The organism is Amycolatopsis oliviviridis, assembly GCF_014654365.1.
In the GTDB taxonomy this organism is placed as follows: Bacteria; Actinomycetota; Actinomycetes; order Mycobacteriales; family Pseudonocardiaceae; genus Amycolatopsis; species Amycolatopsis oliviviridis.
Genome location: NZ_BNAY01000004.1, coordinates 206335 through 218912, shown reverse-complemented (window position 1 = coordinate 218912; position 12578 = coordinate 206335). Strand labels below are relative to the sequence as shown.

15 protein-coding genes are annotated in these 12578 nt (G+C 68.2%); 7 read left to right on the top strand and 8 right to left on the bottom strand.

The window, feature by feature from the left end:
- Positions 1-63 precede the first annotated feature (63 nt).
- Positions 64-1383: an FAD-dependent oxidoreductase gene (locus IE302_RS18815; protein ID WP_191256284.1), complete on the top strand. Its 1320-nt coding sequence runs from the start codon at positions 64-66 to the stop codon at positions 1381-1383.
- Positions 1384-1676: 293 nt separating this feature from the next.
- On the opposite strand, the gene IE302_RS18810 is transcribed toward IE302_RS18815, so the two are convergent.
- Together IE302_RS18810 and IE302_RS18805 are read right to left on the bottom strand one after the other, a co-directional pair.
- Positions 1677-2339, bottom strand: a complete 663-nt coding sequence (locus IE302_RS18810) for a response regulator transcription factor (protein ID WP_191255816.1) — start codon at positions 2337-2339, stop codon at positions 1677-1679.
- Positions 2279-4114 (bottom strand): sensor histidine kinase, encoded by a 1836-nt coding sequence (locus tag IE302_RS18805; protein WP_191255815.1) that lies wholly within the window; start codon positions 4112-4114, stop codon positions 2279-2281. The genes IE302_RS18810 and IE302_RS18805 overlap by 61 nt, the downstream gene beginning before the upstream one ends.
- Positions 4115-4246: 132 nt before the next feature.
- Between IE302_RS18805 and IE302_RS18800 the strand changes: the two genes are divergently transcribed.
- From IE302_RS18800 to IE302_RS18790, 3 genes are all read left to right on the top strand, one after another.
- The gene (locus IE302_RS18800) at positions 4247-4957 is read left to right on the top strand and encodes an ABC transporter ATP-binding protein (protein ID WP_191255814.1); all 711 of its coding nucleotides are present in this window, start codon (positions 4247-4249) and stop codon (positions 4955-4957) included.
- 15 nt (positions 4958-4972) lie between these two features.
- Entirely contained in the window at positions 4973-5707 is a 735-nt protein-coding gene (locus tag IE302_RS18795) for an ABC transporter permease (RefSeq protein ID WP_191255813.1), read from the top strand.
- Positions 5708-5817: 110 nt separating this feature from the next.
- Positions 5818-6210 carry an SCO5389 family protein gene (locus IE302_RS18790; RefSeq protein WP_005161845.1) on the top strand — a complete coding sequence of 131 codons (393 nt, stop codon included), beginning with the start codon at positions 5818-5820 and terminating at the stop codon, positions 6208-6210.
- 8 nt (positions 6211-6218) lie between these two features.
- Here IE302_RS18790 and IE302_RS18785 read toward each other — a convergent pair whose 3' ends face one another.
- From IE302_RS18785 to IE302_RS18775, 3 genes are all read right to left on the bottom strand, one after another.
- On the bottom strand, positions 6219-7223 hold the full coding sequence (locus IE302_RS18785; protein WP_191255812.1) for an LLM class flavin-dependent oxidoreductase: 1005 nt from the start codon (positions 7221-7223) through the stop codon (positions 6219-6221).
- Positions 7224-7328: 105 nt separating this feature from the next.
- A complete protein-coding gene (locus IE302_RS18780; RefSeq protein ID WP_005161850.1) occupies positions 7329-7484 on the bottom strand; it encodes a hypothetical protein in 156 nt (51 codons plus the stop codon).
- The gene (locus IE302_RS18775) at positions 7484-8602 is read right to left on the bottom strand and encodes a class E sortase (RefSeq protein ID WP_373308006.1); all 1119 of its coding nucleotides are present in this window, start codon (positions 8600-8602) and stop codon (positions 7484-7486) included. The genes IE302_RS18780 and IE302_RS18775 overlap by 1 nt, the downstream gene beginning before the upstream one ends.
- 195 nt (positions 8603-8797) lie before the next feature.
- Here IE302_RS18775 and crgA point away from each other — a divergent pair, with 195 nt between their 5' ends.
- The gene (gene crgA / locus IE302_RS18770; protein ID WP_005161856.1) at positions 8798-9064 is read left to right on the top strand and encodes a cell division protein CrgA; all 267 of its coding nucleotides are present in this window, start codon (positions 8798-8800) and stop codon (positions 9062-9064) included.
- Positions 9065-9182: 118 nt separating this feature from the next.
- Entirely contained in the window at positions 9183-9560 is a 378-nt protein-coding gene (locus IE302_RS18765) for a PH domain-containing protein (protein WP_191255811.1), read from the top strand.
- Here the strand turns inward: IE302_RS18765 and IE302_RS18760 are convergent.
- The 3 genes from IE302_RS18760 to IE302_RS18750 all read right to left on the bottom strand — a co-directional run bounded on the left by IE302_RS18760 (position 9545) and on the right by IE302_RS18750 (position 11703).
- Positions 9545-10033: a hypothetical protein gene (locus IE302_RS18760; protein ID WP_191255810.1), complete on the bottom strand. Its 489-nt coding sequence runs from the start codon at positions 10031-10033 to the stop codon at positions 9545-9547. The two genes, IE302_RS18765 and IE302_RS18760, sit on opposite strands and share 16 nt — an antisense overlap.
- Positions 10034-10133: 100 nt before the next feature.
- Entirely contained in the window at positions 10134-11099 is a 966-nt protein-coding gene (locus IE302_RS18755) for a rhomboid family intramembrane serine protease (RefSeq protein ID WP_191255809.1), read from the bottom strand.
- 43 nt (positions 11100-11142) lie between these two features.
- Positions 11143-11703 carry a peptidylprolyl isomerase gene (locus IE302_RS18750; protein ID WP_191255808.1) on the bottom strand — a complete coding sequence of 187 codons (561 nt, stop codon included), beginning with the start codon at positions 11701-11703 and terminating at the stop codon, positions 11143-11145.
- Between the two features lie 89 nt (positions 11704-11792).
- On the opposite strand from IE302_RS18750, the gene IE302_RS18745 reads away from it, so the two are divergent.
- Positions 11793-12506, top strand: coding sequence for a hypothetical protein (locus IE302_RS18745; RefSeq protein WP_191255807.1), 714 nt, complete (start codon positions 11793-11795; stop codon positions 12504-12506).
- The last annotated feature ends 72 nt before the right edge of the window (positions 12507-12578 follow it).

Here is a 12578-nt window from a genome sequence, read left to right as displayed (position 1 = left end):
ATGATTGTTAGGGCAACCTAACTTACCGTGGTAGGGGTGAGCCGTTCTCTTCGTGTAGCCATCGTGGGTGCCGGTCCGGCCGGTATCTACGCCGCCGACATCCTCGACAAGTCCGACGCCGACGTGACGATCGACCTGTTCGAGCGCATGCCGGCGCCGTTCGGGCTGATCCGGTACGGCGTCGCGCCCGACCACCCCCGGATCAAGGGCATCGTCACCGCCCTGCACAAGGTCCTCGACAAGCCGAACATCCGGCTGCTGGGCAACGTCGACTACGGGACCGACCTGAAGCTCGACGATCTGCGCCAGTTCTACGACGCGGTGATCTTCTCGACCGGCGCCATGGCCGACCGCGCGCTCGACATCCCCGGGATCGACCTCGACGGCAGCTACGGCGCCGCGGACTTCGTCTCCTGGTACGACGGGCACCCGGACGTGCCGCGGACCTGGCCGCTGAACGCGACGTCGGTCGCGGTCCTCGGGGTCGGGAACGTGGCGCTCGACGTGGCCCGTGTCCTCGCGAAGACCGCGGACGAGCTGCTCAGCACCGACATCCCGGACAACGTCTACCAGGGGCTGAAGGCCAGCCCGGTCACCGATGTGCACGTGTTCGGGCGCCGCGGCCCGGCCCAGGCGAAGTTCACTCCGCTGGAGCTGCGGGAGCTGGACCACTCGCCGAACGTCGAGGTCATCGTCTACCCGGAGGACATCGAATTCGACGAGGGCAGCATCGCCGCGCTGCGGGCGTCGAAGCAGATCGACATGGTCGTGAAGACGCTGCAGGAATGGGCGATCCGCGACCAGGGCGACCGGCCGAAGCGGCTGCACCTGCACTTCCTGCACTCGCCGTGCGAGATCGTCGGCGAGGACGGCAAGGTGACCGGGCTGCGGACCGAGCGCACCGAACTGACCGGTGACGGCAACGTGCGCGGCACCGGCGAGTTCCACGACTGGGACGTCCAGGCCGTCTACCGCGCCGTCGGTTACCTGTCTTCGCATCTGCCGGAGATCCCGTTCGACCACACCACCGGGACCGTGCCGAACCAGGCCGGCCGGGTGCTCGACATCGACGAGGACCAGGTGCCGGGCGTCTACGTGACCGGCTGGATCAAGCGCGGCCCCGTCGGCCTCATCGGCCACACCAAGGGCGACGCGGCCGAAACGATCGCGAGCCTGCTGGCCGACGCCGACGGCCTCACCGCCCCGGCGGTGGACGACCCCGACGCGATCCTCGGGTTCCTCACCGAACGCGGCGTCCCCTTCACCACCTGGGAAGGCTGGGGCAAACTCGACGCCCACGAGAAGTCGCTCGGCGCCCCGCACGGCCGGGAACGCGTCAAGGTCGTCGAACGCGACGAAATGACCCGCGTCTCCCGCTCTTAACTCACTTACCCAGCCCCCCACCCGTCCCAGGGGGCGGCCCCGAACCCAGTCTATCGGCTGTGAGCGGGAAAAGGGCTGGTCAGCGGGGGTTGTCCACAGCCGGGAAGGGTTGTGGACAACCTGTCTGGAAAGTCATGGAGGGCCTCACCTGTGTGGGGTCCTTCTTGGCGTTCAGGGAGAAGTGGGTCGTGAGTGGCAGTCGGGACAAGGCAAAGCGTTGTGAAAGCCACTTTCACAACGTTGAAGGTTGTGAAAGTGGCTTTCACAACGTCCGAAGCCGGCACCCGCACCACTCACGAGCCGCCTGACCCCAGATAGGCCAGGACAGCGAGAACGCGGCGGTTCGTGTCGTCCGAAGCGACGATGCCGAGCTTCGCGAAGATGTTCGCGGTGTGCTTCCCCACCGCCCCCTCGCTGAAGTGCAGCCGTCCGGCGATGGCGGCGTTGGAACAGCCCTCGGCCATCAAGCCGAGCACCTCGCGTTCGCGCGGCGTCAGCGCGGCTAGCGGGTCGGAAGCGTTGCCCGCCACCAGTTTCGCGATCACCTCGGGATCCATCGCGGTCCCGCCGCCCGCCACGCGCCGCACCGCGTCGATGAACTGGTCCGCGTTGAAGACCCTGTCCTTCAACAGATATCCGATCGCGCCGGCGCCGTCGGCCAGCAGTTCCCGCGCGTACAGCTGCTCGACATGTTGCGACAGCACGAGAATCGGCAGTCCGGGGATGTCGCGCCGCACCGCCAACGAGACCTGAAGACCCTCGTCGGTGAGCGTCGGCGGCATCCGGACGTCGACGACCGAGACGTCGGGCCGATGCGAACGCAGCGCCCGTTCCAGCTCCGGCCCGGTCCCGACCGCCTCGACGACGTCGAAACCGTGCGCGGTCAACAGATGCGTCAAGCCGTCTCGGAGGAGGTACTGGTCCTCGGCGACGACGCATCGGGGTCGAGCTGACACGGGATCTCCATAAGCACCTTCGTCGGCCCGCCGAGCGGGCTGGTCAGAGCAAAAGTACCGTCGAAGGTGCCCAGTCTGCGCTCGATCCCGCGAATCCCGCTGCCCCGCGCCGCGTTCGCGCCGCCCTTCCCGTCGTCGGTCACCTCGATCCGCAGCAGACCGTCGTCGTACCCCAGCTCGATCGACACTTTTCGCGCCTCACCGTGTTTCGCCGCGTTGCCCAGCAACTCGCAGACGGCGAAGTAGGCACACGCCTCCGCGGGCTGCTCCAGCCGCGGCAGGTCGCCGTTCACCGAAGCCCGCAGCGGACTGTCCAGCGCCATCGCCCGCACGGCGTCACCGAGGCCGCGCTCGGACAACACCGGCGGGTGAATGCCGCGCACCAGCAGCCGCAACTCGGTCAGCGTCTCGGACGACGTCTGCCGCAGCTCAGCGGCCAGCCGTTTCGCCGCGGCCGGATCGCTGTCGATCAGCGCTTCGACGGCACCCAGCTTCATCCCCATCGCGACAAGGCGTGACTGAACCCCGTCGTGCAGGTCCCGTTCGATCCGCCGCAGCTCGGCGGCCTGCGCGACCGACGCGTCCGTCCGCGTCTGCTTCAACCGTTCGACGCGTTGTCCCAGCCGCGAAGCCTCAGTCGGTCCCAGAAGCAGCTTCGCGAACTGCGCCCCCTTACGAGCCAGCCACGGCGTCGCGACCAGGCCGGCGGCAAAAGCCGCCACGACCACCGGAGTCATCGCGAGCGCTTGCCAGTGCGTGGTCGCCTCGGGCAGACCGATCATCGACCATGAGGTGTCCGTCCAGCCGGCGATCGGCCGCCAGACCCACAGCGCCAGGAAACCCCAGAGACCGAAGAACACCAGCGCCGCCGTCGGCACCGCCATCAGCGACAACACCACCGAGTTGACCACCGCGGCGGCCATGTCACGCCAGGTCGCGCGGTCACGGATCGCCCAGCGGCAGCGGTCGAGCCGCGCGGGCCACCACGGTGTGTCGTACAGCTGCCGCCCGCGCTGGTACATCCCGTCCGCCCGCGGCACGGGGAACGACGGCTCCGGCAGATACGGCCGGTCGATCCGGACGCCGGTCCAGTTCTTGGCCTCGCGGCGCAAGGTGTCGGTCACCGACCGGCCGGCGACGACCAGCGTCGGGAACAGCGGCGCGAATCCGACGACCAGCACGAGCAGCGTCGGCACCACCATCGCGAGCTGCGCGATCGACAGCCCCGCCAGGCCCAGCTGGAAGCCGAGGGCCTTCAGCCTCGTCTTGACCCAGCCGTCTCCGGAACGAGCCGGGCGAGGCCCGAGCCACCACCGCGTCCACTGCCCGTACAGCCGGAGCGCACTCGGCCCGGCCAGCAGAACCGCGGGCACGAGCAGCAGCCCGGCCAGGGGGTTCCACAGCTGCCAGCCCAGGTCGCGGCCGGTCGCCGGGTCGTCGGAGATCCATTCGAACCGTTTGGTCCACCGCAGGAACCACGACCGCTTGTACAGGCTGTTCCCGTCGCGGTACCAGCCGTCGCGCTCACGTTCCGGCTCCGGCGGGGCGGGCCGGTACGGCGGCTCGACCTCGATACCGCACCAGCGTCCGGCCAGCCGCCGGGTGAGCGCGGCGCGGGGACGGGTCCCTTCCAGGGCCAGCGTGTACGCGAAGACCAGACCGACACAGAGCAGGCAGAAACCCACCAGTTCGAGCAGGAGATCGAGCCAGCTCACCAGGGCGAGGGCCGCGAGCACGAAGCCGCGGCGCACCGAGGTGAGGTACTTCCGGATCATGCGAGAAGTCTCGCGCACCCACCGGCCGGAAGGCAGTGACCGCAGCCCCACGAAGGGGGTGGGTCCAGCCCCACCCTGGTTGGGGTTCCAGCGCCATTCTGGCCGAACCCGTTGCGCCATAACGTTTTTCGCATGCCACTCATCGAAGTCACCAACCTCCGCAAGACGTACGGAGAGCACGTCGCGGTCGACGACGTTTCGTTCCACGTGGAACAAGGCGAGATCTTCGGGATCCTCGGGACCAACGGCGCCGGCAAGACCACCACCGTCGAATGCCTCCAGGGGCTGCGCAAGCCGGACTCGGGCGGCATCTCGGTCCTCGGCCTCGACCCGGGCAAGGATCACGCCGCCCTCCGGCAGCGCCTCGGCTCCCAGCTCCAGGAGAGCCGCCTGCCGGAAAAGATCAAGGTCCACGAGGCGCTCGATCTCTACGCGTCGTTCTACGCGAACCCCGCCGACCCCGCCGACCTGCTCGAAAAGCTGGGTCTCACCGGGCAGCGGGACAAGTACTTCGGCAAGCTTTCCGGCGGTCAGAAGCAGCGTGTCTCGATCGCGCTCGCGCTGGTCGGGAGCCCCGAGGTCGCCGTCCTCGACGAGCTGACCACCGGACTGGACCCGCACGCCCGCCGCGACACCTGGAAGCTCGTCGAGGCCGTCCGCGACACCGGCGTCACCGTCCTGCTCGTCACGCACTTCATGGACGAGGCCGAACGCCTCTGCGACCGCCTCGCGATCTTCGACGCCGGGCGCGTGGTCGCCACCGGCAGCCCGGCCGAACTCCGCGACCGCGCCGGGAAATCCACTTTGGACGAAGCCTTCGTGACCCTGACCGGCCGCGACTGATCCAGGAGACGAGAAATGAACACCCTCGCCAAGATCACCCTCACCGAAACGAAAATCGCCCTCCGCACGCCGGGATTCGTCATCGGCGGGCTTGTCCTGCCGACGGCCATCACGGCCGTGCTCGGGGTGATCCCCGGCATTCGCGCGGAGAGCGGAACAACGTCGGGCTTGCGCTTCCTCGACGCCTGGGTGCCGTCGATGATCGTGCTCACCATGGCCATGATGGGTCTGCAGGCGATCCCCGGGATCATCGCGTCCTACCGGGAACAGGGCATTCTCCGCCGCTTCGCCACCACCCCGGTGCACCCGGCCCAGCTGCTGGTGGCGCAGCTGATCATCAACGTCACCGTGACGATCGGCGGGGTCGGCCTCCTCCTCGTGACGGCGGGTGCCGTCTTCGACGTCCCCAGCCCGCGTCACCCGGCTGGCTTCCTGCTGACGTTCGTGCTCGGTACGACCGCGATCTTCGGTCTCGGCCTGATCGCCGCGGCGGTCGCCAAGACCAGCCGCGCCGCGGGCGGGATCGCGATGATCGCCTACGTCCCGATCATGTTCCTCGGCGGCGTCTGGCTGCCGCGTCCGTTGCTTCCGGAGGCCATCCGGGACATCGGCGCGTACGTCCCGCCGGGTGTCAAGGCCATGGAGGACGCCTGGACCGGCACCGGCGCCCAGCCGCTGCAACTCGCCGTGTTGGCGGCTTTCGCGGTGGCCAGTTGTGTCGTGGCGGCGAAGCTTTTTCGCTGGGAGTGACGACGGCTTCCGCCAAAGTGGTGATGATGATCGTTTTCTCTTGTGACTCCGGCCGCGGATGGGTAGTCAGGTAGACGGCCCACGTTCACTGTGTCTCTCTCGGAGGTCCGATGTCTCTGGATGTATCGCCCGCGCTGCTGGAGAAGGCCGAACGCGGGGAGGTCTCCGACGCCGAATTCGTCGCCTGTGTCCGGGAATCCCTGCCCTACGCCTGGACCGTGATCACCGGTGTCATCGCCGAGGCCGAGGGCGCGGCCGACGGGTTCGCCGACAACGAGACGCCGCCGCCGAGCGAGGCCGAACGCGGCCAGCTGCTGCGGGCGCTGGCCTCGGACGCCATCCGCGGCGGGCTGGAACGACACTTCGGCGTGAAGCTGGCGTTCCAGAACTGCCACCGCGTCGCCGTGTTCAAGAAGTCCCAAGTGGACAGTGACCGCTACCGCGCGTTCGTTTCGGTGCGCGGCCAGCTGCTGAACCAGAGCCCGGAACTCCGCGACTGCTAGCCGGGAGCTCATCGGCGCAGCGCGGGTAGTACCTCTTCCCCGATCCGCGCGATGTTTTCGAGCGTTCCCTCCGGCGTACCGGACGCTTCCACCATCATGATCACGTGGGAGACCCCGGTGCGCCGGAGGCTCGTTCCCAGCTTGTCGACGCAGTACTCCACGCCGCCGATCGGATGCATCTCGCAGAGCCGATCGGTGTAGGACACCGGATCCTTGTCCAAGCCACGCTTGCCATTGAGGTAGACGTGCCCGGCGAAACCCTCCTTGAGGGAGCCCGGCAACGCCGACCGCACGACGTCCAGCGCGTCGTCCCCGACCTGGCACATCACCGTCGAGACGTGCCCGGCGGCGGGATCTCCGTACGCGGCAAGGGTTTCGATCTTGCCTTCGTCGTCGGTGTGCAGGCCGAGCAGCATCGGCAGCCCGCGATCGGCGGCGAGCCGGACCGCTCCGGAACGAGCGTCACCGCAGGCCACGACCATGCGCGGGGCGCGCTCCGGCCGCGGCACCATCGGCACCTCACGGAACGCGAAGTGGTCGCCCTCGGCCGAGACGGTCTTCGACGTCATGGCCGCGAGCAGCAGGTCGAGGCTCTCTTCGAACCCCGTTTCGTACCGGGACGCGCCGGTGCCGAACACCTCCAGGTCCTGCCACGGCCCACCGCGGCCGACGCCGATCCGCAATCGTCCGCCGGAAACCGCGTCGAGCAGCGACCATTGCTCGGCCAGTGCCACCGGATGCGCGATGGACAGCACGCTCACCGCGGTGCCGACCGCGATCCGCTCGGTGCGGCCGAGCACGTGCGCGGCGAGCGTGATCGCGGACGGGCACACGCCGTACGGCATGAAGTGGTGCTCGGCGAACCAGACGTCGTCGAAGCCGGCCCGCTCGGCGGCGATCGCGGCGTCGACCGACCGGCGCAGGACATCGGCGTCCTCCTGCCCGGGAAACCGCCCCGAGACGAGGAAGACCCCAAACCGCGGGTCTACTGGACGCAAATCGAACTCAACCACAAGGTCTCCCCAAGGGCGCTCGATGAAGGGGCGCCTCCGCTCTCAACCTGAGTGGGAAGCGGCCCGGCGCCCCTTCGGCGAGTTTCCGTCAGCGCTCGACAAAAATTACTGGACGCTCACTTCGTTGAACCACAAGCGCGGCTCGAGCCATGGGAAGACGACGAACATCAGCAGGGCGACGATCCCGAGCGCCAGCACGACCGCCGTCGCCAGCTTCACCGCGAACGGGCCCGGCAGCTTGCGCCAGATCCAGCCGTACATCAGCGCGCCTCCGAGATCTTGGGCAGTAGTTCGGCGTAGGAGCCGACCTGGTTCTTCGGCACCTGCTGGGTCAGCACCGAGTGGATGATGAGCCGTTCCTTCGCCGAGAACTGCGGGTGACACGTGGTCAGCGTGAGCAGCGAGACCTGCTCGGCCTTCGGCAGGATGTCCGGGTCCTTGTACGGCACGGGGTTCACCGTGTCGCCCTTGGTCGGGAACACGATGCGGCGGCCGTTGGTCTCCCCGTAGGGGCCGCCGTCGACGGCGTTCGGGTCGCGCAGCGTCCCGACGTTCTTGCACTTCGGCTGGGCGCCCTTGCCCGCGGCCCAGCCTTCGACCTCGTCCTTGTACGGCAGCACCTTGTAGACGTAGAAGTCGGTCTGCGTCTCGATGACGATCTGGTCGCACGAGCCGAGGTTGTCGAGGTCGTTGAACGGGGCGCCCTTGCCGACGCGGTGCCCGGCGACCGCGAAGTTGCCCGGCTCGCCCGGCAGCGCGGTGCCCTTGTAGTGCCCCGGGCCGACTTCGAGCGCGGCCTCGGTGGTGCCTTCCTGGATGGTGAAGTTGAAGTCGGCGCCGAACACCGGGATGTGGATCCTGGCGAACGCCTTCCCGTCGACCAGCTCCGGATGCAGCTGGCGGTCCTTGCCCCACTCGCCGTCCAGTTCCGTGCTCGCCTCGGACTGCTTGCCCGCGGAGAACAGGTCGGTCACGTAGACCTCGTAGACCATGAACAGCAGCACGACCAGGCCGGCGGTGATGAGGAGCTCGCCCACTGTGCGGATGGCGACGCCACCCTTGCCCAATTCCCGCGGCGGCGGGCGCTCCTCGGTCGCGACGCCACCGCCCACCGGCTCGAAGATGACGGTCTCTTCGGTCGACCCCGGCGGCGGTACGGGACGACGTCGAGGCGGGGGCGCGTCGGTCCGGCGGCGCGGAGGCGGCCCGTCGAACGACCTGCCCTCCGGCGGCCTCCGGCGGGGCGTCGGTGCCTCTCCCGGAGCGCGACGCGGCGAAATTCCTTCCTCCGGCCTACGCCGGGGGGCCGGACGGCCCTCGCCGGGTGGGCGTCCGGAGTACCGCCGACGGTCCCCGCCCGGCTCTTCCCGCTCAGCCACGCAAAGCTCCTCAGTCTCGAACCAAGCCGCAGTGTCGAACCGTCTGTGACACCATTGTCACAGTGCGGGAAATCGACCGGTCCCGGACGGTGCCCAGCGGCGCTCGTTTACGTTAACGTGTGCACGTGGCGCTGGTTGCGCACCCGAAAGCGGGTCATCGCCACCAGGGATGCCGAACAGTACGCGAGGAACACGATGCCGAAGTCCAAGGTCCGCAAGAAGACGGCGTACACCCCGCCGACCGACCGCCGCACGCCGGTGAAGGTCAAGGCGGCGGGCCCGTCGAACCTGTTCTACAAGATCGTGATGTTCGGCCTCATGCTGATCGGCCTGTTGTGGCTGGTCGTGAACTACATCGCGGGCGACAAGATCCCCTTCATGGCGGATCTGGGCAACACGAACTTCGCCATCGGCTTCGTGCTGATGATCGCCGGGCTGCTCATGACGATGCGGTGGCGGTGAGCATTACCCCGGATGGCGGCTTGACGCCGAATCACACCGGTGTGACTCATCCCCAGTGTGGATAACCTCTGTGGATAACTACCCCACCTCCTGGGCGCCGCAGCAGAACGTTGTGGTAGTGGCTTGGGCGATCACCCTGTTGTTGCTGGCAGGGGTGGCGTGGCTGGTCATCGGCGGCGACGTCGGCGGCACCGTCCTCACCGGGGTCGCGATGCTCTCCGTGGGCGCGCTCGCGCTGCACGGCACCCTGCTCCGTCCCCGGCTGGCGGCCGGTCCCGACGGAATCCTGGCCAGGACCGTCGGCGGCGCGCACCGCTACTCCTGGTCCGAAGCCCGGCTCCGGCTGCGTACGACGCGGCGGTTCGGCCGGGACTCGGTGACCCTCGAGGTCGAATCCGGCGAACACCTGCTGGTGTTCGGCCGGATCGACCTCGGCGAGGACCCCAGGGACGTCCTGGACGTCCTCACCGCCCTCAAGGGTCAGGCGTTGTCGTAGTAGTGGACGTTGCCGTCAGGGCCGTGTGACCAGCCCGGAACGGCCGGTCCGACCGCGGGCGGCGCGTACTCCCCGAAGATCTCGTACGGCGAAGCCGGCGAGCAGATCGGGTTGATCTTGACGACGCAGTTCCGCAGGGACCCGCTGAACTTCGCTTTGACATGCCGCGGCCGCTGGTCCTCGACCACCGCCTGGCCCGCGGTGATCTCCCAGCCGGTCGCCGCGCCCGGCCCGGTCGTGCCGACGGTCTGCGTCGCCGCCGACGAAGTGACGCCTGGGTCTCCGAAGCAGATTTTCAACGCCGAATCGACGTAGGCGACACGCAGCGTGATCGCGCTGCCCGAGCCGAGGAAATAGCGTTTGGTGTAGGTCTGGCAGGTCTCGGCGGCTTGACCGGCCTGCGCGACCGATGGCGCCAAGGCCGACGCCATCACGGCGACGGCGGCGAGAACTGCTGCTTTCCGAATCTTCATCTCAACCCCCAAGTTGATGATGTTGATGATCAACCTGAAGGTACCCAATGATGTTGCTTCCCCACCGGGTTTTCGCATAACCCACTCGGGGGAAGCGCGCCTACTGGCGGTAGCAGATGTAGACGGACTGCCCTTGATACGGGGTGAACTGGCAGAACGCGGCGGAAATCGTCTGGGAGTCCTTCCAGGCGATGAGCCCGATGATCGCCACGACCACGATCGCGATCCCGCCGATCTGCCAGCGGAGCCTGTCCTTTTCCGGGGCGTACAGGAGGGCGAAGGTCGCCAGAAGCCCGGCGACGAAGCCACCGGCGTGCGCCAGGATCGAGATGTTCGGCACCTGGAACGAGATGAAGACGTTCAGGCCGAGGATGACCAGCAGCCAGGTCGGGTTGAGCCTGAGCTTGATGACGATGACCGTGTACGCGCCGATGAGCCCGAAGATGGCACCGGACGCGCCGACCACGGGAGGGGCGCCGAGGTCCGTGAAGACCAGGCACGCGGCCGAGCCGCCGAGCATCGACACGAAGTAGAGGACCGTGAACGGAACGCGGCCGAGGGCGGTTTCCAGCGGGCGGCCCACGAACCACAGCGAGAAGGCGTTGCTCGCGATGTGCAGCAGGCCGAAGTGCAGGAACCCGGAGGTGAAGATCCGCCACCACTCGTTGTTCGCGAGCGTCGGCGCGTTGTCCAGATTGCCGAGCTGGAAGAACTCCGAGATGTTGTTGCTCGTGAGGCTGCCGGCGAGGGCGACCGTGACGAAGAAGAGGACGACGTTGATCGCCAGCAGGGCAGGCGTCACGACGACCGCGCGGGGCTGCTGCGCACCGGCGAGGGTGCGCGCGCCGTAACCGGCGTCGCGGTACTGCTTCTGCTGGACGCGGGCCTGCTGGCGGCCCGCCTGGACGCAGTCGGTGCACTGGAAGCCCACGGCGGCTTCGCGCAGGCAGTCCGGGCAGGCCGGACGCTCGCAGCGCGAACAGCTCAGGCCGGTCGGCCGGTTCGGGTGCCACCAGCAGCCGGGCATGGCGGCCTGCTGGTACTGGGGATTCGGTGGTTGGCTCACGATGCCACCAACCTACCGAAATCCCCCGTAACCGGCTCTGCGATCAGCCTTCGCGGCTGATGGTGACCTTCTCGATGACGACGTCCTGCAGCGGACGGTCGGCCGGACCGGTCGCCGTGCGGCCGATCCCGTCGACGACGTCGCGGGAGGGCTGGTCCGCGACCTCTCCGAAGATGGTGTGCTTGAAGTTCAGGTGCGTCGTCGGCGCGACGGTGATGAAGAACTGCGAGCCGTTGGTGCCGGGTCCGGCGTTGGCCATGGCCAGCAGGTACGGCTTGGAGAACTGGAGCTCCGGGTGGAACTCGTCGCCGAACTTGTAGCCGGGACCGCCGCGGCCGGTGCCGGTCGGGTCGCCGCCCTGGAGCATGAAGCCGTCGATGACGCGGTGGAAGATCGACCCGTTGTAGAACGGGCCCGAGTTCTCGCCCTGCGCGTTGGGCTGGGTGTACTCCTTCGTGCCCTCGGCGAGCCCGACGAAGTTCGCGACCGTCTTCGGCGCGTGGTCGGGGAACAGGTTCAGGTTGATGTCACCCTGGTTGGTGTGCAGAGTGGCCTTCAGCGCGCCACCAATGAGGGATCCCTTGCTTTCAGTCACGAGCTTCATCGTGCCATCTGCGGCAAGATCTGGGGAAAAGGGGCACGATAGGTTACAAGCAACGAAGCAGAATCAAAACGATTGATGAGGTGAAGGCCATGACCCGGGCCGCAGATTCGGTGAGCGAGTCGGCGAAGGCCGGCGCGCTCGGCCTGCGCAAACGTGCTGTCGAGGCGGGCAAGGAAGCCACCGCCCACGCCGTCGAGGTAGCCGAGCAGAAGCTCTCCGAGAGCGCCGGTGAGATCGCTAAGACCAGCCGTCGCGCGCGCAAGAAGCTCGCGAAGAAGACGGAACTGACCCGCAAGGAGCTCAAGCGCAGCTCGAAGGCGGCTCGCAAGGAGGCGCTGGCCAGGCTTTCCGAGATGCGGAAGCCGGGCCGGAAGGCACGCAAGGCCGCCATCCTGGCCGCGAAGTCGGCCGGCGAGTCCAAGCGCCGGGGCAAGAAGGACTTCAAGGCCGCGAAGAAGGACTTCAAGGCCGCGCTCGTCGAGGCGAAGACCGCTGCCAAGGGGACGCGCAAGCGTCGTCGCTGGCCGTGGGTCATCGGTATCGCGGTCGTCGGTGCCGGTGCCGCCTACGCGCTGCGTTCGAAGCAGGAGCCGCCGGTCGCGCCCGCGCCGCCGAAGGCTCCGCCCGCTCCCCCCGCGAAGCCCGCCGCTCCGGCCGCGGCCGCTCCGAAGCCCGCCGCCGCGAAGCCCGCCGCTTCCGGTCCGGCCGGGGGTTCGGGTGCGGCCAAGCCCGCGGCTCCGAAGCCCGCCGCCCCGAAGAACGGGCACCAGGCTTCGACCAGCTCCGCTGACAAGAAGAACTGAGAACTACCGCCTAACCTCTTCTTCTGCTTGTCGAAGGGCCGTCCAGGGCCGCCGCACACCCGGCCCCTGGGC

What these genes read in the sequence shown, in the direction of transcription:
- IE302_RS18805 (WP_191255815.1), bottom strand. Translation starts at nt 4,114, where the DNA reads ATGATCCGGAAGTACCTCACCTCGGTGCGCCGCGGCTTCGTGCTCGCG.
- IE302_RS18800 (WP_191255814.1), top strand. Translation starts at nt 4,247, where the DNA reads ATGCCACTCATCGAAGTCACCAACCTCCGCAAGACGTACGGAGAGCAC.
- IE302_RS18795 (WP_191255813.1), top strand. Translation starts at nt 4,973, where the DNA reads ATGAACACCCTCGCCAAGATCACCCTCACCGAAACGAAAATCGCCCTC.
- IE302_RS18790 (WP_005161845.1), top strand. Translation starts at nt 5,818, where the DNA reads ATGTCTCTGGATGTATCGCCCGCGCTGCTGGAGAAGGCCGAACGCGGG.
- IE302_RS18780 (WP_005161850.1), bottom strand. Translation starts at nt 7,484, where the DNA reads ATGTACGGCTGGATCTGGCGCAAGCTGCCGGGCCCGTTCGCGGTGAAG.
- crgA (WP_005161856.1), top strand. Translation starts at nt 8,798, where the DNA reads ATGCCGAAGTCCAAGGTCCGCAAGAAGACGGCGTACACCCCGCCGACC.
- IE302_RS18760 (WP_191255810.1), bottom strand. Translation starts at nt 10,033, where the DNA reads ATGAAGATTCGGAAAGCAGCAGTTCTCGCCGCCGTCGCCGTGATGGCG.
- IE302_RS18750 (WP_191255808.1), bottom strand. Translation starts at nt 11,703, where the DNA reads ATGAAGCTCGTGACTGAAAGCAAGGGATCCCTCATTGGTGGCGCGCTG.
- IE302_RS18745 (WP_191255807.1), top strand. Translation starts at nt 11,793, where the DNA reads ATGACCCGGGCCGCAGATTCGGTGAGCGAGTCGGCGAAGGCCGGCGCG.